Source organism: Haloglomus halophilum (assembly GCF_024298885.1).
GTDB classification, from domain to species: domain Archaea; phylum Halobacteriota; class Halobacteria; order Halobacteriales; family Haloarculaceae; genus Haloglomus; species Haloglomus halophilum.
This window is the reverse complement of sequence record NZ_CP101166.1, coordinates 270,269-290,736: the sequence shown is the minus strand read 5'-3', so window position 1 is coordinate 290,736 and position 20,468 is coordinate 270,269. Positions and strand designations below refer to the sequence as shown.

The 20,468-nt window shown below is 54.3% G+C and carries 17 protein-coding genes and 5 pseudogenes; 10 read left to right on the top strand and 12 right to left on the bottom strand.

Translation table 11 applies throughout. The features are described from left to right. Positions 1–414: 414 nt before the first annotated feature. The 4 genes from NL114_RS01310 to NL114_RS01295 form a co-directional block, all read right to left on the bottom strand. Positions 415–1,539 (bottom strand): RNA-guided endonuclease InsQ/TnpB family protein, encoded by a 1,125-nt coding sequence (locus NL114_RS01310; protein WP_254823003.1) that lies wholly within the window; start codon positions 1,537–1,539, stop codon positions 415–417. 789 nt (positions 1,540–2,328) lie between these two features. After that, entirely contained in the window at positions 2,329–2,727 is a 399-nt protein-coding gene (locus tag NL114_RS01305; protein ID WP_254823002.1) for a Fic family protein, read from the bottom strand. A 100-nt stretch (positions 2,728–2,827) separates the two neighbouring features. Further along, positions 2,828–3,073, bottom strand: a complete 246-nt coding sequence (locus NL114_RS01300) for a GDP-mannose 4,6-dehydratase (RefSeq protein ID WP_286671113.1) — start codon at positions 3,071–3,073, stop codon at positions 2,828–2,830. Between the two features lie 158 nt (positions 3,074–3,231). Further along, positions 3,232–3,603 (bottom strand): hypothetical protein, encoded by a 372-nt coding sequence (locus NL114_RS01295; RefSeq protein ID WP_254823000.1) that lies wholly within the window; start codon positions 3,601–3,603, stop codon positions 3,232–3,234. Positions 3,604–3,913: 310 nt separating this feature from the next. Between NL114_RS01295 and NL114_RS01290 the strand changes: the two genes are divergently transcribed. From NL114_RS01290 to NL114_RS01275, 4 genes are read left to right on the top strand one after another with little or no spacing between them, the layout of a single operon-like run. After that, entirely contained in the window at positions 3,914–4,219 is a 306-nt protein-coding gene (locus tag NL114_RS01290; RefSeq protein WP_254822999.1) for an AAA family ATPase, read from the top strand. Between the two features lie 8 nt (positions 4,220–4,227). After that, positions 4,228–5,139, top strand: coding sequence for a Cdc6/Cdc18 family protein (locus tag NL114_RS01285; RefSeq protein ID WP_254822998.1), 912 nt, complete (start codon positions 4,228–4,230; stop codon positions 5,137–5,139). After that, positions 5,049–5,816, top strand: coding sequence for a type II restriction enzyme NmeDI-related protein (locus NL114_RS21855; RefSeq protein WP_491543637.1), 768 nt, complete (start codon positions 5,049–5,051; stop codon positions 5,814–5,816). Before NL114_RS01285 ends, NL114_RS21855 begins: the two co-directional genes overlap by 91 nt. Positions 5,817–5,864: 48 nt before the next feature. Further along, complete coding sequence (locus NL114_RS01275) at positions 5,865–6,518, top strand: Cdc6/Cdc18 family protein (RefSeq protein ID WP_254822996.1); 654 nt, start codon at positions 5,865–5,867, stop codon at positions 6,516–6,518. A gap of 1,634 nt (positions 6,519–8,152) precedes the next feature. Here NL114_RS01275 and NL114_RS01270 read toward each other — a convergent pair. The 3 genes from NL114_RS01270 to NL114_RS01260 are packed head-to-tail and all read right to left on the bottom strand — an operon-like array spanning position 8,153 to position 10,663. Next, positions 8,153–8,647: an NUDIX domain-containing protein gene (locus NL114_RS01270; protein WP_254822995.1), complete on the bottom strand. Its 495-nt coding sequence runs from the start codon at positions 8,645–8,647 to the stop codon at positions 8,153–8,155. Continuing rightward, positions 8,640–9,605: a GDP-L-fucose synthase family protein gene (locus NL114_RS01265; RefSeq protein WP_254822994.1), complete on the bottom strand. Its 966-nt coding sequence runs from the start codon at positions 9,603–9,605 to the stop codon at positions 8,640–8,642. Before NL114_RS01265 ends, NL114_RS01270 begins: the two co-directional genes overlap by 8 nt. Further along, the gene (locus NL114_RS01260) at positions 9,602–10,663 is read right to left on the bottom strand and encodes a GDP-mannose 4,6-dehydratase (protein WP_254822993.1); all 1,062 of its coding nucleotides are present in this window, start codon (positions 10,661–10,663) and stop codon (positions 9,602–9,604) included. The genes NL114_RS01265 and NL114_RS01260 overlap by 4 nt, the downstream gene beginning before the upstream one ends. A gap of 87 nt (positions 10,664–10,750) precedes the next feature. On the opposite strand from NL114_RS01260, the pseudogene NL114_RS01255 reads away from it, so the two are divergent. From NL114_RS01255 to NL114_RS01235, 5 genes and pseudogenes are all read left to right on the top strand, one after another. Continuing rightward, positions 10,751–11,260, top strand: a pseudogene (locus tag NL114_RS01255) (transposase domain-containing protein); the annotation flags it as partial. Positions 11,261–11,369: 109 nt separating this feature from the next. After that, positions 11,370–11,494, top strand: a pseudogene (locus NL114_RS01250) (IS6 family transposase); the annotation flags it as partial. Positions 11,495–11,852: 358 nt separating this feature from the next. After that, positions 11,853–12,662, top strand: coding sequence for a sulfatase-like hydrolase/transferase (locus tag NL114_RS01245; protein WP_350355440.1), 810 nt, complete (start codon positions 11,853–11,855; stop codon positions 12,660–12,662). 95 nt (positions 12,663–12,757) lie between these two features. Next, positions 12,758–13,458: pseudogene (locus NL114_RS01240) on the top strand (IS6 family transposase). Further along, a pseudogene (locus tag NL114_RS01235) lies at positions 13,455–13,877 on the top strand (transposase); the annotation flags it as partial. The pseudogenes NL114_RS01240 and NL114_RS01235, both read left to right, overlap by 4 nt. A gap of 33 nt (positions 13,878–13,910) precedes the next feature. On the opposite strand, the gene NL114_RS01230 reads toward NL114_RS01235, so the two are convergent. The 5 genes from NL114_RS01230 to NL114_RS01210 form a co-directional block, all read right to left on the bottom strand. After that, positions 13,911–14,882: a phosphoglycerate dehydrogenase gene (locus tag NL114_RS01230; RefSeq protein ID WP_254822991.1), complete on the bottom strand. Its 972-nt coding sequence runs from the start codon at positions 14,880–14,882 to the stop codon at positions 13,911–13,913. 90 nt (positions 14,883–14,972) lie between these two features. Then, positions 14,973–15,665 (bottom strand): acylneuraminate cytidylyltransferase family protein, encoded by a 693-nt coding sequence (locus NL114_RS01225; RefSeq protein ID WP_254822990.1) that lies wholly within the window; start codon positions 15,663–15,665, stop codon positions 14,973–14,975. A 102-nt stretch (positions 15,666–15,767) separates the two neighbouring features. Further along, entirely contained in the window at positions 15,768–16,562 is a 795-nt protein-coding gene (locus NL114_RS01220; RefSeq protein WP_254822989.1) for an SDR family NAD(P)-dependent oxidoreductase, read from the bottom strand. Positions 16,563–17,232: 670 nt separating this feature from the next. Continuing rightward, the gene (locus NL114_RS01215) at positions 17,233–18,228 is read right to left on the bottom strand and encodes a glycosyltransferase family 2 protein (RefSeq protein ID WP_254822988.1); all 996 of its coding nucleotides are present in this window, start codon (positions 18,226–18,228) and stop codon (positions 17,233–17,235) included. 60 nt (positions 18,229–18,288) lie between these two features. Next, complete coding sequence (locus NL114_RS01210) at positions 18,289–19,557, bottom strand: hypothetical protein (RefSeq protein WP_254822987.1); 1,269 nt, start codon at positions 19,555–19,557, stop codon at positions 18,289–18,291. 225 nt (positions 19,558–19,782) lie between these two features. Here NL114_RS01210 and NL114_RS01205 point away from each other — a divergent pair. After that, positions 19,783–20,460 (top strand): annotated as a pseudogene (locus tag NL114_RS01205) (IS6 family transposase). Positions 20,461–20,468: the final 8 nt, after the last annotated feature.

Genomic DNA, 20,468 nt, shown 5'->3' with positions numbered 1-20,468 from the left:
AAGTGCGCTCATCCTGACATCACGGTGGGGAATCGCCACGATGGAGAGTCCACTGTGAAGCGGCTCTACCGACGGTTCTCAGTTCGTTGTGGACGAGTGGGATTCTGGTGCCCACTCGATGTCGTTCACACGCGAGCCCACACCGTTTCGTTGCGGACTGACCCCGTGCGTGTGCAGACCCCCGGTATCGGTCCGTGATCCACCGAATTCGGATATGCGGCCGGGTTTCGCCGTGTAGCGGCGCGCTAACAGGTGTGTGCAAAGTCGATACTGCGGGGGGTACCGATGGAACGCCAGATCGGCCGCAAACTCGCCTGAGGAGACTGGTTAGAGATCTGGACGCAGCCCCGGCCGTGAATGAGAGTGGGCTCAGACTCCTGTACTCCGGATTTACCCGTCACAGAGCTCGTGTATCTACGTTTCAGCTGGGTTCTCGCGTCTGCCTCTGGAGGGCCATCGACCCACGACTGAAGTCGTGGGCTTGTCCGTGGACTCCCGGTCTGCCGATGTAGTGTCGTAGGCGGTGTAGTTGCCATTCCCGTTCAGCGTCCCGGACTTCAGGGCGAGATGACCGTCGCCCAACCCACCGGGGCGTTCGCCCGATGGTAAGGTTAGCAACGTCATGCCGATATTCTTCGCCGCGTTGTAGTCGCCGTCGACCTCGTAGCCACAGTCGGTGCACTCGAACCAGCCATCCGAATCCCGGTTCGTACTGGATCGATGCCCACATTTCGAGCAGGTTTGACTCGTGTACGCGGGTGGGACATGCTCGACGCGAATGCCGTACTCTGCGGCCTTGTACTCCAGCATCTCCTGGAGTTCGCGGAACGCCCAGTTGTGCAGCTGCCGCTTCACTCGGTCGTCTTGGTGATCCATCCGCTCGCGGATGTGGGTCAGGCGTTCGACGGCGATATACGAACAGTCGTGGGCATCTGCTTCCTCCACGATGCGTCGTGAAATCGTGTGCAGGCGGTTCAGCACGAAGCGGGTTTCTCGCCCCGACAGTCGCCGGAGTACCTGCTTCGCGGAGCGAGTGCCTTTGTGCTGAAGGATTCGACGCACGCGGAAGTAGTGGTTCTGGCCCCACAATAGGTCGCCACCATCGTAGAACGACCCCGTGCTGGTCACGGCGACGTTCTTCAGGTTCAAGTCCACGCCCAGTACCTTGTCACCGTCGCGTTCTTCGACCTCTTTCTTGATGACGATGTGGAGGTAGAACGCATCCTCACCCTCGCGGTAGTGGAGCGTTCCCATCCGCTTCTCGTAGTCGTCATCATCGAGGTAGGACTTCTGGTAGTCTCCGAGAACGTAGTCCACGGCGACCCTGCCGTTGATGGTGGAGAGGGTAGCCGACCTGTCCTTGATCGTCAGCGTCCGTTTGTCGTAGACGGCGGATGGCTTGTCGAATCGAGGAAGCGGTCGGCTGTTGCCCTTCTTCCAGTCAGCGACGGTAGATTTCATCGCCTCGAGAGCTTTCGAGTATGCCCGGACGCAGAGGTTCGCCGGGAGGTCTGTTTCGTCCCGAAGGTCGTGGTACACCCGGTCGTGTATCTTCGACTTGCTGAGGCTGAGATAACCCTCTCGCTGCGGCCGTGCTGGACGGTGTAGTTGGCGGCGTGATTGAACTGCTCAATCGTCCGATGGAGATCTTCGCGCCGCTCAGCGGGCACGTCCAGTTTGACCGGGATGGTACGCGTGACCTCCATCGGCACACCTGGATGCCGCGCTATCGGGTATAAAGTTCAGGCAACGGTCGGGAGTCGGGAGGGGATTGTTGCTGGGGAAGTAATCGAATCGTGTCGGCTTCCTCCCACGCCTGAAGTCGTGGGCTTCCGCCTTGAGACTCTGTGAGTCCGGATTCCTGACGCCGGTCCCGGTTGACCGTTCCGACTTCTTCATCGAGATTGTCACCGAACTCGACCGCGGAGAAACAGCTGCGATCTGCTATCCGTCAAGGAAGGAGCCGACCTGCTCCTAATCGACGAGCGAGACGGTCGCCGTGTTGCCCGACGAGAGGAGTGTATCTGACGCATAGCGCGCGGAAGCCCACCTCTTCAGGGGTACGAGGATGTCAACCGGCATCGGCGGAGCGCATCGGTGAGCGGGAAACCGGAGGAACGCCTGCGGTGTCTCCCGCAAGTCCACTCCGCCCTGTTCGGGCGGGACGCGCACGAGTACAGCCCCGGTGCGGGTCAGTCGGCGAGTTCGTCGAGGATATCCCGTTGTGCAGCGATGATCCGGTCGATTCGCGCCCGGTACTCCTCATCGACGTCGGGGGCGGGGTCGGATGCGGGCTCGCTCATACAACCACATTCGACTGTAGCATAGTTAATCCTCCGGCAGCCTGGAGGTGTCGATCTCGCCCGTTTCCAGCCACGTCGCCAGCTCTTCCACGCTGAAGAGCCCGATTCGTCGGATGACCGTCGCCGTCTCGTCTCCCAGGTGGTCCGTATCGATTCCGTGGCGAGACAGGTACTCAACTGTCACGGTCCATGCCGTCCGCTTGTTGCCGTCCTCGAACAGATGGAGACTGACCAGTTCCCAGAGCAGGGCAGCGGCACGGTAGTGGGGGTTCTCGTACTCCCGGGCCGGCGCCAGGACCTCGCGTTCGAGTTTCAGTCGCGGAGCAGCCTTCATCAGTCCGCGATGCTTCAGGTCGTACGCTTCCTCGAGCTGCTCGTGCACGGCGAGAATCTCGTCCGGCGTGGGGAGCCCGTCATCCTCCATACGGGTACAGTACCGCTGGTGGGCCCGTTCCACATCGGCGTTGTGGTTCCGTCGGTTGCTGCAGGGGTGGCGAATCTCTGGTGGAGACACTCTATCGTAGTCAATCCAGCTCTGTGCTTCGGGTGGTTTTCTGCAACGCTTCGATGCCCTCTCGTAGCGACATCCGTGGGGCGTAGCCGAGCTGCTCGCGAGCCTTCGAGATGTCCGCGACACAGTGGTCGATGTCGGCTGGGCGCGGGTCGGTGTGGACGATCGCCGAGTCGGTGTTCGTGGCCTGCTGGATGGTCTCGGCGAGGTCGAGCACGGAGGTTTCCGTGCCCGTGCCGATGTTGTACGCCTCGTCGATGGCGTCGGCCGTGGCGGCCCGGAACTTGGCCTGGACGACATCATCGGTGGTGATGGGCTCGTCGCTCGCCTGATTGACGAAGACGAAGATGAACGAAAGAGACGTACCTGAGTGACCTGTGGCGCTGCTATTGCACTCTCTCCCTGGGTCCGCTGGTACTACTCGTCGTCCTCGTCACTCTCTGCCTCACCTTCCGCCTCGTCGTCCGCAGAGCCGTAGGTCTTCTTCGGTTCGTCGAGGTCGAGAACGACGAGCGACTCGTCGTCGTTCCACTCCGGGTCGTACTGTGTGGTCACCTCGGGAATGAGGTCGTAGCGTTCGAGGAACGCCTTCGGGGCGATGGTGCCCCCGGAGTCGGTCTTGCTGACGGTGTAGGCCGCGTCATCGGCGTCCTTGTCCGCGACCGGCTCGATACCGACCTGGTTGGCATCCTCATCGTAGTACATCACGGCGCCGTCGTCGTCCTCGAAGAATTCCTCGATGGCGGCCTGGTTGACGCCGATGCTGCCGGATTTGCGGATGGAGATCATCGGCTCGGTACCAGCTGGGCGGCCGCGGCCACTGCCTGCTTCATCGAATTTCTCGAATCCGATATTCAATTGTTTAGTTACGTTACTGATTGTTCTTCTGGTTGCGCCGAATCTAAACTACCTTGCATCGCCATTTCAGATTGTTGATCGAGATGTATCTCGATTACGACTGATTTGTCGCCGCACGGATCGCTGATCGGTACGATGTGAGACGATTCTCCAGACTCAGGGTTGATACGCCCAGTATTTTACACTGTAGCCTATCGAGGCGCCAGTTAGTTTATTACTCATCAGGCAGCCAGCCGGTCATGTGCAGGATTCAATCTTCGACCGGGACAACCGTTTGATCGCTGATTCCGCCCCTCTCGACGTGTACCGTCATCCCGACGAAGTGCGTTCCCCGGTCGCTCGCGAGTCTCAGATTCGCCAGTTGGAGGCACTGTATGCTCCGCTTCAACAGGGCGAGTGCAGCGGGTCGAATGTGGTCGTGTACGGTCCCCCGGACTCCGCCGCGGTCGGGAAGACCACCTCAGTTCGCGAGGTGCTCTCTTCAATCGATGCTGCCGAGGTCATCGAGGTCCCGGTCTATCACCAGCCGAACGATCGCCAACCGTAATCAGCGTGTTGAACCAGATACGAGCGGCCCGGGGTGGTGACCCTATTCGAAAGTCCACTGAGAAGACGGAGACCCTGTTCGATGATGCGATCGACGAGTTGGCGGCGATCGACCAACCGACGCATCTCGTGCTCGATTGCTCTACCTCCGGGGCGCCGCTTTCTTCCCCCGATTCCGACATCGATAAGACGGCTCGGCTTCCACCAATCTGGGAGTTCCTGGCCCGGAGTACGCGGGATCGACTCGACGGGGACCGTATCGGCGCGCCAGGCGCATACAGCATCACGGTCATCCTAACGGACGAAACCCAGTTCGACGAGTGCAGCCGCTTCGAGAAGTACGTCGACGCAACGGTCTATTTCGACGGCTACGACGCGGACGATCTCGAGGAGATTCTCTCGGACCGTGCAGAGGACGCATTCATCGATGGAGCCGTCGATACGGAGACGATTCGGCACTGTGCTGAGTCGACGCTCCCGTACGCCGCCAATGCGTCGCGGGCCCTCCGTCTCCTCAGAGAGGCTTGGCACTGTGCCGAGCGTGAGGATGCCGACGCCGTGCGCATGGAGCACGTCGATGCAGCCACCGAGCGGTGGGCCCTGCACGATCTCCGGGCAGTTGTCGACGGGAGTACCCCCCGACGCAGCTTCTCTTCTGGATACTCGCTACCCGTCAGAATGAGAGTGGAGAACCAGTTCGGACAGCCGAGATTCAGAACCATCGGAAGACGCTTGAAACAGACCTGGAGGGCGATCCCTGGTCCGACGCATACGTCCGGGAACGACTCAAAGAACTCGAGGAACGGTGGCCATTCCTTGAACGCGAGCAGATCGCTGGCGGCCGAGGGGAGGGGGTCTACTTCGAGTACCAGCTGCAGCCGGATTGCACGGCTGCTCTGGAGGCAATCGAGACGTACCTGAACGACCACCTCCGGAAATCCGTTACCAGCGCCGATTCCTCGGCGACTCCCAGCCACTGGCGTTCTGCCTCAGCGACGGCATCTACGGGTCCAGAGTCGGCACCATCCGGTATTGAACACGCGGAGCAACGGAAGCAAGAATCGACGAACGATCAAGGTCTGACCGACGACAAGGATGAAACCCGTTCGGTACGAGACCACCTGGAAATCCAGCACGCACTCGTCCAACTCGGACGGGCTCATCAGCACGACGTATTCGTCGCTCGGAACGACCGCAGTGAGTCGATCGACGGTAGGACGCTCGGCGAGGGTTGTGTCGACACCCTCCCGCTTCGAGGACTGCCCGAAAAGGCGGCCGAACTTATCGAGTATATCGACGTCATCTGGTTGGACGGCGATTCCATCGTCAAGATGTTCGAAGTCGAGAACTCGACGCAGATCTATTCTGGACTCCTCCGGATGGCCGATTTCGCGGCCAGTGTGCCGAATCTCATGGTCGACCTCTATGTCGTCGTTCCGGAGAACAGAGCGGAGACGGCTGAACAGCATCTGTCCCGACCGTCGTTTCAGCAACTGCTCCACGAACCGGAGCACATCACAGTCGACTACAAAACGTTCGCCGAAGTTCGACGGCTCCATGATTCGTCGTGCGAGGGTGACACCGACTTCCTTCGGTAGCGTTACCATCACTCTCTCGTGGACAGGGTCGACGTGATATCGAACTAGATGTATCAGAGGTTCCATGAGAATCTCTCGGCGCGGGTTCGCTCGACGCTGGCCGAGACGGAGATCCATTTCGCCCCCTACGATGCGGCCGAGCTCCGGGCGATTCTCGAGCAGCGGGCCACGGAGGCATTCGAGTCGGGAGCGCTTAGCGACGACGTGATTCCGCTGACGGCAGCCCTCGTGGCATCGAACACCGGGTCGGCGCGGCGAGCGATAGACATCCTTCGGACGGCTGGGGAAATGGCTCAGAAGGCAGACACTGACCAGGTGGCCGAGGAGCACGTCCGTGTCGCTCAGGAGGAGGTTGAGGAAGAGATCATCAAGTCGGAGTTGACCTCGCTCTCGAGTCATGCGCTGCTTTCTCTGTACGCGGTGGCGGTCCTCGAGATGGACGAGTCGGTCGATGAAGTCCGGACGAAGACCGTCGCGCAACTGTATCGGCGGTTCTGTGAGGCCGTCGAGATGGAGGCACGAACGACACGGACTGTCCAGAACCACCTTTCCAAGATGGCTTTGATGGGATTCCTGACCTCGACTGAGCGCAACGAGGGGAAGGGCGGTGGGAAGTTCCTCGTCCACGAACTGTCGGTCGACCCGCAGGCGGTGAAGTCGGCCATCAGCGAGGTCGATCGGTTCGAGGGGCTCGTCGAGTGAGGTGTGTTTGGCAGCCGGGTTGGGGGAGTGTCATTCAGGGGGATGTCGTTCGCGAAAGCTCTGTCAGGCGTGGTTGTCGATTTGATATGGTGCGTTCTTCGGCGACAGCGCCGGCGACGACCGATTGAAAGCCCCCGCTGGCTCGGGGTCCCGCGACTCGCTGTCGCCGAAAATCGAGGATTTTCGAGAGTGAGCGAATCGGAGATTCGCGAGCTTCGAGGGAACGAGGTTCCTCGGAATCACGAGAGAGCGTCGCTCTCTCGGACGACGGTCCTCGGTCGCTTCGCTCCCTGCGGTCCTTGCGTCGTCGGGGTGGTTCGATGAGCGAAGCTCATCGTCATCCCAGAAATCTCCGATTTCTGGAGAGGCCGCCGAGCCCGCGGCCCCTTTCAGGCCCGCCCGGGTCGGTGTTCCAGGGTCGAGTACACATCGTGCTGGCTCGGTGAGTGTGCTCCGTGGACTGGTCGCCTCGATCGTTCCCGGACGATGGCGAGGCTGAAAGCCGAGCAGTGGGAGTGGCAGCCAGAGCAAGACTCCCCCAGTCCCAGTCATCGCAGCGGCTCAGGGCGGACGCCCACGACTGCAGTCGTGGGTCGTATCGTAGATGTCGGGGACGTGCCTGCACCGTGGTCAATACCGGGTCCGCGATTCACAACAGGTGGGGTTTCTACCTCGCCGCGTCCGTGTATCACGTTTAGCTAAAAAACCAGATCGCCAGCGGACTGTTTCGTATATTCAGAAGGGGATTATTCATGATGTGCTCCTGCAGGGATAACGGCCGTGCGTGCAGGTCCGTGTCTCACACACGGCGGCGGGTTCCGTATAAAGGGCCCGCCGTTTCTCGATGTTGATATCGTGACGCTGCACCACACGCCCGTTCCCGTCTGGTGATTCGCTGTGTATACAGAATGACGGCGGAGTAATAAATCTGCGGGTGGCGTATCGAATATCATCTGACGGTTGCTCAAAACCTCTCTAACACCATGTTTGGGGCATCTGATAATAAGTAATATAAATTTCGACACTGTAGCTTCGCTAGACATGAAGTCGACGACTCCGTTATTTGGGTAGAAAGCGAAGAGACGAATCGGTGTGACATCCGAAACCTGTCTCTTCACGAGCGTGCGACCGGTTCGATGTCGAACCGCCCGAAATCTCTTCTTGTATCGGCGGCAGGAGCAGATTCCGAGTAAATTCGCTCACTGTGTGAACGGCATCTGCTGTTCTGACTGCATGACGTATCCTCGATTGTTCGGCAAGTTCGAGAGCATGAGTCGATAGTGTAGCGGGTATTTCGTGCTTACGTGCACATGAGTGTGGGCCAGCAACGGACGTGTGTAGCGTGCACAACGTCTGGCATGTATTCGTCGACGAAGGACCTGGTTTCTCGTTAGTGCGTGTTGTACACGAAACAGTGCGCTGCTAGTGCCTTCCTGGAGTGCAACTGCGATACGCCAGGTATCCAGTCATGCCAGATTATTCGGTATCTTTCGAGGCTGAGGTGGAGGACTTCGACTGAGTAGTCGGCAATGGGGAGTCCAGATTCGATATTCCGTGTGAAGGTCTGGATATCCCCTATGGGCGGGAGGTGCTCAGGGCGACAATCAGAACGGACATTCTCCGATCAATATCAGCTAAAGTCCGAAAGACCTGGCCTCCAATGTCTCTGAGTCGCGGAAGTACGCCTCTATATATGGGTGAAGGTTGTCCGGAAGCTCACTGAAAACTCGGACGGAACCATGTTGATCATCGCTAACCGTTGGTTTGTCTGTGGTCTCTACAACGAAACCGTTCGCTAAATAGTGCTTACCTCCACTGCCAGAAATCTCAGATTCGTCGTATAGGTGCTGGAAAGCCCCGAGCGATTCGACAATTTCAATTTTTATGCCGAACTCCTCATACGCAATCCGGTCTACGGCATCGTCAAGCATCTCTCCTTTATGAACTCTGCCACCCGGAACGAACCACTCCCCTTTTGCTGGATGATTCCGGCGCTTCGCGAGAGCAACTCCGCCATCAACAAGCACCACCAGATCTACTGAAACTATGGGAACATTCCGAACGATAGCTCTCCAAGTTTCCTCATCTATCCACTCTACGCGTTCGGGCTGGCCGATGGGTTCAGGCATCTAGTATTCGCTCACGATTTTGCTCGTACCATTCGATAGTTTCACGCAATCCGTCACGAAATTCTGTTGAAGCCTCCCAGTCAAATCGTTCCTTAGCACGGGAAGTATCCAGCTTGCGGCGAGGTTGGCCATCTGGCTTCGAGGTGTCCCACTCGATCTGCCCCTCAAATCCAGTGAGATTTACAATCAGTTCGATGAGATTCTGAATCGATATCTCTTCACCGCTCCCGAGATTGACCGGCTCGGAGGAATCGTATTGCTCGGTAGCGTCCAGTATCCCCTCGGCAGCATCCTTTACAAATAAAAATTCTCGTGTGGGACTACCGGTACCCCACGCAGTAATCGCGTCTTCACCGCTCTCTCGAGCCTCGATACACTTGCGGATTATTGCCGGGATAACGTGCGAAGTCTCCAGATCGAAGTCATCACGAGGGCCGTAGAGGTTGACGGGAAGGAGATAGATACTGTTGAATCCATATTGCTCCCGGTAGGCCCACGATTGTGTGTGTAGTGCCTTCTTGGCGATTCCGTAGGGTGCGTTCGTCTTCTCGGGGTACCCGTTGTACAGATCCTCCTCAGAAAATGGTACAGGTGTATGTTCAGGGTAGGCGCATATCGTGCCCAGGATGCTGAATTTCTCTATATCGTATCGACGAGCTTGTTCCATAAGCTCGATTCCCATTATCGCATTATCGTAGAAGTAGCGCCCAGGATTCTTGCGATTAGCTCCTATACCCCCTACCGTTGCAGCGAGGTGAATAACAGTATCCGCCTTTGACTCCTCGAAAGCCTGCTGAATAGCTTCACGATTGCGGAGATCGTATTCATCGCTGCGGGGGACGAAGATATCTACAGCGTCGTTCCTGCGTTCAAGTTCATCAACGAGGTGACTCCCCAGGAACCCGCTTCCACCAGTGACCATCACCGTCCGTCCGCTCCAGTAATCGTGTCCGGTCATCGCCAATCAACCCGGCCTGCCCACTTTTCTGGATTGCTCGCGTACCATTCGATTGTCCGGCTGGCACCTTCGCGCCAATCGACTTCAGGTTCCCAACCCGTCTCCTCATTAAGTTTCTCGTAGCCAACGAGTAGCTCTTCAACGTCGCTATCACCAGGACGGAATCGATCGTCGCGCTGGACGATTTCGGGGTTTTCCCAGTAGCCTTCCTCGCTACCCACCTCTAAGAGGAGATTCGCCCACTCTCGCATCGAAATGTTCTCGCCGTATCCATAGACATACTCCTCTCCGGGCTGTCCCTCAAGTGCAACGTGGAGATGTCCGCGAACACCATCGGAGACGAAACACATGTCTCGCTTTGGCGTGAGATTCCCGAGTTCGACGATATCACGTTTTAGTGCCTGAGTGATGATCGTTCCCGTAATGTAGCGAGGATTCTGCCTGGGGCCGTAGTTGTTGAACATCCGGGTTGTGACCCCCGGGACATCATACGCGTCGTGATAGTTCATTGTCAGGAAGTCCGACGCGAGTTTCGAGGTGGCGTACACTGAGGTGGGATTAACCGGTGACCGTTCACTCAGAATAACCCGTCCGTCCTCTTCGTACTCGTGCTTGTCCTCCATCTGCTGGTCGATATTCCCGTACTCCTCGCTCGTACCAGCCGTATCGAACTTGTACAGATCGAGGTCGAGGTCGACTGCAGCCTGCAACAGATTCAGTGTCCCGTTGACGTTCGTGTCGATTGTCTCGTATGGACGCTCCCATGATTCCCCAACATGGGCTTGCGCAGCCAGATGGAAGACGATGATATCGGAATACCCCGTCATCGCCTTCAGAGCCTCCGTGACCGAATGTTTGTCCCGGAGATCTCCTCGGTGAACAGTAATCTCCTCCTGGAGATGTCGAATATTCCTGAGCTCCCCACTCGAGGTTGCGCGAACGAAGACATGGACATCCGCTCCGAAATCGACCAATGTCTCGGTTAGGTGAGAGCCGACGAAACCATCTGCGCCAGTGACGAAAATCGGCCTATCATTGAGACGGGCTTCCAAGTTCATCGGATAAATAATCCACACCACTGCCAGGGCTTGTAATGTTCGGTATCAGTAACTCATGGCCTTTGGTGAAATCGTAGGATGGCAGTTATGCCAGAAAACGCTCGCCTCACCGGTTGTTTGGACGAGATCCAGGTAGACTTTGTGGAGCGTAAAGCAACACCGCGACTGTTGACGAAGCTTGGTATTCAGCTCCATCTTGCTGAACTATCACTTTTAAATACAATTTTGATACTTGAGGTATCTGGTGTTGAACGAGCGCGCTCCACCGTCCACAACTGGGTTCACAATGCCGAGTTACAGCCCGGGTCGGGCCGCTCGCCAGATCACGTCGCGGTCGACGAGACGGATATCTGGCTCGATAGCGATAAGTACTGGCTGTACGCTGCTGTCGATCCCGAAATGAACGATCTCCTCCACAAGGATCTGAAACACGTCACGACCGGCGGTCTCGCGTGGCTGTTCCTCCGCAAGCTGCGCGGCAAACATGACATATAAACCGCCGCCTTCCTCGTTGACGACAGCGATTCACTCCAACTTGCCTGCCGACGCCACCAACTCGATCTCAGATACAAGTCCGATGGAAATCGGAACATAGTGATCGCCAGAAGTATCTACTCACACTCTTCTCTGTATCTCTGAGAGACGACAGGTAACACCGGCTTTCGGCTGGTTACTCTTCAAAGACTTCCGGATTCTATTACAGCACGAACGTGTCTCCAGAAAAGTAAAACAACCAATCAATGCGTTCTCGAATATTTTCACCCAAGCTACCGCAACAACCGCAGATGAGTGGTTGCGCTCGTTCGCTTCGCATGGAATCAGCTTATCTGAACACCACCATACTACAAATTGCTAAGGACTTATACGCAAAGAGGGACCATACGTGATGAAGGTAACTTAGAATGGCGAGTTTGATAAAGAAAGGTATAAAAAATCCGGGAAGGTTCCAGGATATATAAAACGAAAGACTATTGCAAAGGCTATCGGACCGATCAGAGGTGAAGTATATCGAAATATTAACCATATAGATAAGCAAAAGCCCAAAATTGAACACTTTGTAAGTGAGAATGAATTTGTATTGATCGTTCTTGACGCATGTAGATATGATTACTTTTGCCAATACTATTCCGACTTTCTAAGCGGGGATCTTGAAGCTGTCTGGAGTTCCGCATCTTGGACCGCTGATTATGTGGAGCGAACTTGGACCGGAAATTACGATTTGACATATACCAGTGCTGCACCGCATGTATCAGACTTCTCGTTCCAGAGTCGAGACAAAGATTATCGTCCTTCTGAACACTTAGATTCGATTGTGGATGTTTGGGACACCCATTGGAACCCCTTACTTGGAACTACACCTGCAAAGGATGTTACAGATGTCTCTTTAGCTCTGGCCGCACAGTCGGATAATACTCGATTAGTAGTCCATTATATGCAACCACATTCGCCGTATATTGGGGATTCAAAAATACTTCCTTGGGGACTGGATAGTAATGAATTGGAGGAACTAGACCTCAAAAACATCCGAGAGAGCGAAGAAATCCCCGATGCTATCGATAGCGAGATGTTGTCCAGAATATTTGAAGAAGATTTGGGCGCCCGGGAATTAGAAGAAGAGGAAATGACACTTCCGACCCACACAATCAAAAATCGAATTGAAACCGGAGATATTTCGACACAAGAACTTAGAGCGGCATACCGTGACAATCTACTGTATGTATTAGAAGAGGTAAAACGTCTTGTTGAAAGGGTTAACTGTTCTGTTATTGTGACTGCTGATCATGGAGAATTTCTTGGTGAGCATAATCTGTTCTTTCACCCCCAGACCCATTATCCAGAAGGAAGACAAGTCCCTTGGTTCACGGTTGACGAATCAGTTATTGGAACTATACCTATCGAAGAGAGGTTTTATGAAAAAGCACCATTTAAGCATCAGGACAATTCTGAAGAAAATATAGAAGATAAACTGGCCGCTCTTGGGTATATTGATACAAAATAAGTAGCATTCAATGAATGTCATACGCTAATACCGATTAGTTAAAACGGCATTGTCTAGTTAGCGCAGATCGAGGAAAGAGCAAGTCGTTGAGTAGTCTGCCCAGGAAGCTCGCAGACCCTCTCAGTAGGCTGTATGATGGAGAGTTATATGAATATTGGGAGCCTGAGCGGACGGCGAAGCCCGTCAGAGCTTTCGCCGTCCGGCTCCACGCGACTGAATGTTCGCTTAGAGAAAATAGAATCGATTCTTGCATTTCTCGGCATTGAACGTTCGAACCAGGCGTTCTTTCATTGGGTACCTCGGATAACTGATATCAGTCTCGACCCACCGTGGCGACACCGTCGGCGGGTCGCGGTTGACGTGACTGCTGTCCGGATCAACGGTGAGTTGTGTTGGGGTATATGCTGCAATTGACCTCGATACAAAACTGATTCTCGATGCGCAAATTTTTGGACGTCACGGCACCAATCCAACTGCTCCGTTCCTCCACCGACTCACAGAAAACCACGATTGCTCGAAAACCACGTTTCTGACTCATTCGTTCGGCTCTCGGACTGCCCTCAATCGATCAGGGCTGGGCGGTCGGGTGACCTACACCAACCGAAACCTCATCGAAACCTGGTTTCACACCCTCAAGCAACGCATCGACCGCTTCTATCGCTCGTGGGTGGGCAGTCGGCGGAGCCTCCGGCGATGTATTTCTCACTTCGTACAATACTACAACGAACAACTACTGCACCGATCGCTCGGCGGACGAACGCCAGCTGAGGGGTTCGTAACCAGACAGTGCCGGTGAAAACGACGCCTCTCGTGGATTGCTCGACAAGGGCCATCCTCGAGGCACACTGCTCGATGAGCCTTCTACACGACACACAAATCGCGTGGCAAGTCCTCACGAGAAATCTCGACCGCTTGAGAACTGTGGTCGCCGACAAAGGCTTCGACTGGGACAAAATGCGTCACATTCTGCGGGAAGAAGGCATTAGACCCGTGATCAAGCACCGTGAATTCTACTCGGGTGCTGGCGCTAACAATGTTCGGATGGATAATGAACCGTTCCATCGGGGGTATATCGTCGAATGGATATTTTTCACGCTTCGCAAGCGATTCGGCTTGACATTTAAACCCAGAACGTGGTTCGGTCAGTTTCGAGAGATCGTCCTAAAGACCGCTGTCAGAAACATCGAATGGTCTCTCACCATCTGGACCGCGTGAATTCGAGCGTCTAAACAAGGCCCATCCCTATATTCAGGTAGAGAGGCCTTCGACTAGATTCCTTACTGCTCTCTCGTTGACAGAGGCAACTGCTTCATGCGTATTCTGGGCATTATGGGTCCCAAGAACGACGTTATCTAATTCAGTCAGTGGACTATCTGCGGGTAATGGTTCCCGCTGAAAAACATCTAGGCCAGCGCCTGCGATCGTCCCTGACTCCAGGGCGCTAATGAGGGCATCCTGATCGATGAGTTCTCCCCGCGCGGTATTGATGAGGTAGCCATCGGAGCCAAGAGCAGCCAACTCGTCATGACTAACGAGATTCCGTGTTCCATCGACAAGTGCGCAATTGAGGCTGACGATGTCTGCCTCTTCAAATAGAGTGCTACGGTCAACAGGCTCGATACCAATATCCTCGACCAGATCATCCGGAAGCGGTTGCACGTCGTTACCAATTACTTTCATTCCATGTGCGGCAGCACGTCGTGCAACTGTGGAACCGATGTTACCAACCCCAACAACACCGAACCTCTTCCCCTGAAGTGACGTTCCTCTCGGACAGAACCATTTGCCTTGACGGACCGCATTGTCGATCTGGTGGAGTTGGCGCGTCAGGAGTATTGCGTATCCGATGACGATATCAGCAACCTCGTCGGTGAACGCTCCGGGGGTGTTATACACTTCCACTCCGTGTCGTTCGGCAGCATCGAAATCGATATTGTCAGTTCCGATACCCCATTTCGAGATCACCTTGAGTCGTGGGCACGACTCGATTACTTCGGCGGAGAGCTCGTCATCTCCTGCGAGAATCCCATCGTAAGCCGGCAGTGTTTCGAGAAGTTCGTGCTCATCAAGTTGCTGGTCCACGTCGGCAATAGTGTACGAGATACCGTTCTCGTTGAGTTGCGATTGGTATTTGTCGATATCATCAAGAATCAACGGGCAGGATATCAGAACACGGTAGTCTCTATCATCTCCGGACGTGTCTGTAGTCGACTCGGCCATTGGTGTGGCATAGCCGACCCCCAGTAGATACAAAACAGTTCTCCTCTATCCAGTCTCGCGCCAGTAATTTACTATTCATACTCTAATGCATTAGCTATCAACAGCCGTCTGAAGTTCTGGATCTTCCCCGTAGCGATCTTTGTGCAGGAATTCGGCAATGCGAAAATCGATCGGTTCATCGATATCAATCGCCTCCTCCTCTTCCATCGGGAACATCATCGGTCGGTCACCGATTCGGTTCTCGCGGCTCTCGACCGAGTCCTGTGTGAATAGATATATATTCGAGTTCTCCTCATAGACGGGGTCCAGATCTTGGGTGCGCTGGAGTTGATCGCGCTCGTGATTGATAGGTCTGCAGTTGTCATCCCAGAGACGCGTCTGAAGTGAAGTCACAGAAAAGACGGAGTCGCAACTCTCATTCTCTTCTAACATCGCCACTGCATCACGAATTGTCCCTGAGCGGAGGAGCGGGTTGGTGCAGTGAGTCTGAAGATACAGGTCCGCATCTACTCTCTCGACATCATAGAGGATGATATCGTTCATCGGTACGTAGTCTCCCTGTAATTGTTCAGGTCGGTCGATTACTGTGGCGTCGAATTCTTTCGCTTCAGAGCCGATTTCGGGAGAGTCGGTATTGACCACGATCTCATCCACCTCTGGCGTGACACGCAGTGTATTCAGAATCCAGTGACAGAGCGGTCGGCCGTTGAAGTCACGAAGATTCTTGTTCGGCACACGCTCGCTGTGGCCCTTCATCGGCACGAGTGCGGCTAACCGGGGCATTACGTTCGAACACTCAGGAAAAAGAAATCAACCTTTGGATTGTCCCTCATAGTTGATCCGCTGGTTTGGACTATCGTTGGGTTGGAAGAACCCGAGGATGGTTCAGGAGTTCTGGTATTGAGCCATCGTGTCGTCCTGCATGACAGCGCCCCGCCCACCGTCAACCAGAATCGAGCTACCGGTGACGAACGCAGCGTCATCGCTTGCGAGCCACAGGACCGTGCCCGCGATATCCTCCGGTTCTCCGATTCGTCCGACCGGATGGATATTCTGGAGGTGTTCCTCCTCCTCCTTCGACAGCTCTTGCTCCGTTCGGTCGACTCGAACCCAACCCGGAGTGACGGCGTTAGCCCGAATTCCGAGTTTTCCGAGGTCGAGTGCCATCGCGCGGGTCATTCCCTCGATACCTGCTTTGACCGCGTTGTAGGGGAACATGCGTGGCATGGTGTGGTGTGCGTGGTTAGACGAGACGTTTACCACACTGGAGCCTTCGGGCATGTGTTCGACTGCGTGCTTGACTGTCAGCCAGTAGGCGCGGAAATTGGTCTCAACTATGCGGGTCCAGTCTTCAATCGTGGCCTCAGTTACAGAGGTTTCCGTCTGTACTGCCGCATTGTTCACCAGTACATCGATACGGCCGAACTGATCAACGGTCTGGTGTACCAGTCTATGGATGTCATCAGGATTCCGTAGATCGGCCGACACGAAATCGGCCGTCCCACCTGCATCTTGGATGTCGGTAACAATCTTCTCCCCCTGGGAATCTGAACGGCCAGACACCACTACTGCCCCCCCTTCCACAGCGAACCTTCTAGCTATTTCTGCCCCAATTCCTCTAGTTGAGCCAGTGATTACGATTACTGCGTCGTCGAATTCTCCGTGAAGTATTGGGGACATACCAGTATCGGGGGATGGATATCGCATGAAGATTCCCCTTGAAGTAGATTAAGACTGCCCCCAACCCGAAGTGGTATTAACTGTCCCATCGGACTATCGTTATACGTGCACTCTGTGTTTCAAAAGGCTAAACCGGGAGGTAATTGTGTAACCATGTTAGATATACTATCGATTTGAATATGGGTTTACAAATGAAACTCCGAAAGCTGGCAAGAAGGGTTATTCCGGATAGTGAGACGACCTATCCCAAGGTCAGTTTAGTTGAGCTGGAGGATTATTCCTCAGAGCCTTGTTTAGACGCTTCTGAAGAGGTCGGTCAGTAGCGATGTCGGCCAAATAGAATCAATCCGTGAGGTCCTCTCTACTGGACTTCGTTGACCGGATAGCGGCCGTAGAAGACGATTTGCACCGCGTCTAAACAAGGCCATTCCTCAGTATTTGAGGTGACGAACCCGACCGAAGAATATCGAGCGGCACAGTGATGAACTGGGTGTAAATCGGATAGAGAGCGAATCCAATCGCTGCCGCTCCGATTTTCCCGACTGAGTAGATGCTGGTCAGCCGTAGTAGATTCTTGAGCCGGTCGATTTCGAGCATTAATTACAGGTCCTTCATCTCGTCGCCAGATAGGGGAATCAACCAGGGATTGTAGATTTTCCACCAACCTTCGTCAACCCTCGATTGACTTGCTTCCTGGCAGTTCGTCCCCTTTCGGATACTCGATACGCAGATCGTCATCTTCCGAACCCCCGCCAGAGTGTTCCTCACTCGGGTATCCGTTCCTATCGGGGTAGTAGAACCGTCGCCAGAGCCGATCTGAGACGGGCTTGTCTCGTGCAAACCCTCTGTACGTGCCCCAGAACTGCATGAGCCGGAACCGAGGAATCTCGACAATACTATCGAGGAGTTTCCCCTCACGAGCCGCAGCGATGTAGTCCATCACGGTATTCGACCCGAACATCTTGAGAAAATCTCCGAAGGTGAATTCCTGATCTGGGAAAATCTGCTTGTGTGCAATCGCCTCACGCCGATATCGGTTGTAGACCTCTCGGGGGGTTTCGTCGTGGACATGGATGATCTCAGCATCACTCGCATACGAGATGTGCCATCCCGTCTCCTGGACTCTCTTGGCCCAATCTAGGTCCTCGAGCCCCGTCAGGCTCTCGTCGTACCGGAACTCTTCCCACACCGAACGGCGAATGGCGGCGTTGGCGTTGTTACAGAAGGGGGAGGACTGGTAGTCCACATCCTCCTCGGGGAACCACCGTCGGAAGACCCGCTTCTCAGGGTACTTCGTCACGTGGTTCCCGCGCTGCTTGCCGTACACCAGGGCGATGTCCTCGTCGAACTTGTCGAGCAAATTTTCCAGCCAATCGACGCGAGTCGGGTAGACGTGGGCGCTCGCGAACACGCAGAACTCACCGTTGGCCTCTTTACAGCCGTAGTTGAGCGCCCGGCCGAACGAGAACTTGTCCGGGGGTATGTAGACGACCTCGTCGATCGGGTACTGCTTTGCGACTTCGATTGTTCCATCGGTCGATCCCGAGTCGACTAAGATGACCTCGAAATCGTTCATCCGTTGTTCGAAGATTCCGTGAAGCAGTTTCTCGATATGCTCTCGCTCGTTGTAACAGCGGATGATGATCGATGCCCGGGGCGATTCCATCAACGGGCCATAACGAATGTCCGGAATTAAGCACTCCGGTACCGATAACCCATGGCGTGATTACGTCTCGAGTTCGCTCGGATCGACTCTCCGTTCAGAGAGACAGGGAATATACGAATGGGTGAGGTTGTGAAACTGAATCCCATCTTGTTCCCCATACTCGATTATCTCGGTGAGAGTCTCAACGTGCTGGTCATAGTAGTCTTCATATATCCGATCTCGGAAAAACGAAGGATGGGTTTCGGCAACCGTTTTCATAAGCTCATCGTCGTACTGGGCGGTGTCGCTGTGTTCCCAAAAGTACGACTCATTTTCTTCTCTACCATCAGCACCGACGATTCGAACATCATCCGTTAGGGCCATCGCGATTGGGAGCATGAATAACGTCATAATATTGGCTGTACCCATAACTTCAAGCCGATTTGGAGTGGGAAAGACTGGTTTGTCTGCAGAAACGCTTCTAACTCCTATTAAATGGTCACGAAATTCCGGGTAGTGACCGGCAAGCAGACTGTGATACTCTTTTGGAATGACGGCCTTGCAGTTGTATTTCCTCAATACCTTGATTGCATCCTGTCTGAACTCATGTGCATATTTACTTGGACCGAAGTGAAAGACGGGGTCAGCGAATACTAATACATCCGGCTGGAGATGTTGAAGGAGCTCATCGTCACGGACGATACTGTTGCAGATTATAGACAGTGCGTCTTCTGGGATTTCAATATCAAAAACATCATCTAAACTTGGCCCGGTCGCAAATACGAAGGATGCGGGATATTCTTTTGATGAACTCAAATCCCGATAGTTTTTTTCGGAATTATGAGCAAAAGAATTGCGAATTTTCCTGGTGACATTCTCCCAGGTGGATGATTCAACGGTGGAAAAATACTCTGGATCCACTATTTCAGTTTTTCCAATATTTCTGAGAATAGGGGAACTCCAGAATCGTGAGTAATCCCAGAGCAAAATTAGTTCAGCAACGAGATCAAACTGGATATCTTCACATGAGGTATGAAAAACAAACGGCAAATGGTTCGTGTCATACGAAGCTTGTGATGGGGGTGCGCTAATTTGCTCGTCTATCTCCGAGGAAATCACTACGTGAATTTCGCAGTTATCAAAAGATTCTGCAGGGAGATACCATCCCAAGCGGTTAGCTATATCGTAAAACTGATTTTGGCACTTGAATGGTGGCCACAATAAAACTGATTCTACTGTACCTCCGCCCTCATCAAATAAATATTGCAACCCTTTTAATAATTTAGTTCTATAATATCTATATTTAATTGAAACATAGTTCTTTGAAGCCGTTGCAATTGTATCCTCCATATTCGGACTACCGTGTTTCAATTCAGCAAACCAGGAGTATAAGCTTGTATAATTGCTGAGCAGTAGGAAGCATCGGTGTTCGGTTAAGTATTAGACGGTGTAATGAAAGCTTCAACCACGCTTTCGCGCAGTAAGAGCCGGAATTTCTCTGGCTGACGGGCATCAGGCACTGTCTAGTTAGGCCAGTTTGAGAAGTGAGCAGGTCGTTGAGTGTCTTGTCCAAAGATGCTCGCAGACCTGCTCAGCGAGGAGTATGACGGGGAGTTAGATGAATAGTGGGGGCGCGAGCGGATGGCGACGCCCGTTAGGGCGTTCGCCGTCCGGCTCCACGCGACCGGTTGTTCTCTCAGGGAAACAGAAGCAATTCTCGCGTCACTCGGCGTGGAACACTCGCATCAGGCGAACTTTCAGTGGGTACATCGGCTGACTGACAGCAGTCCCGACCCGCCGACGGCTTCGCCGTCGCGGGTCGCAGTCGACGAAACTGCTGTCCGGGTCAACGGTGACCTGTATTGGGTGTGCGATACAATCGACCTCGATACAAAGTTGATTCTCGATGCCCAGATTTTCAAGCGTCATGGTACCGATCCAGCGGCTGCGTTCCTCCACCGATTCACAGAAAACCACGACTGCTCGAACACCTCGTTTCTGACTGATTCCTACGGCTATCGGACTGACTTCGCTCGGTTAGGCGTAAGCGGTCAGGTGGATTACACCGATCAAAACCTCATCGAAAAGTGGTTTCACACACTCAAGCAGCGCATCGACCGCTTCCATCACTCGTGGGTCGGCAGTCGGCGGAGCGTCCGCTGATAGACTTCGCTTTTTGTGCAATACTGCAACGAGCAGCGACCGTACCAATCGCTCGACGGACGAACGTCAGCTGAGGAAGTGCTAAACTAGACAGTGCC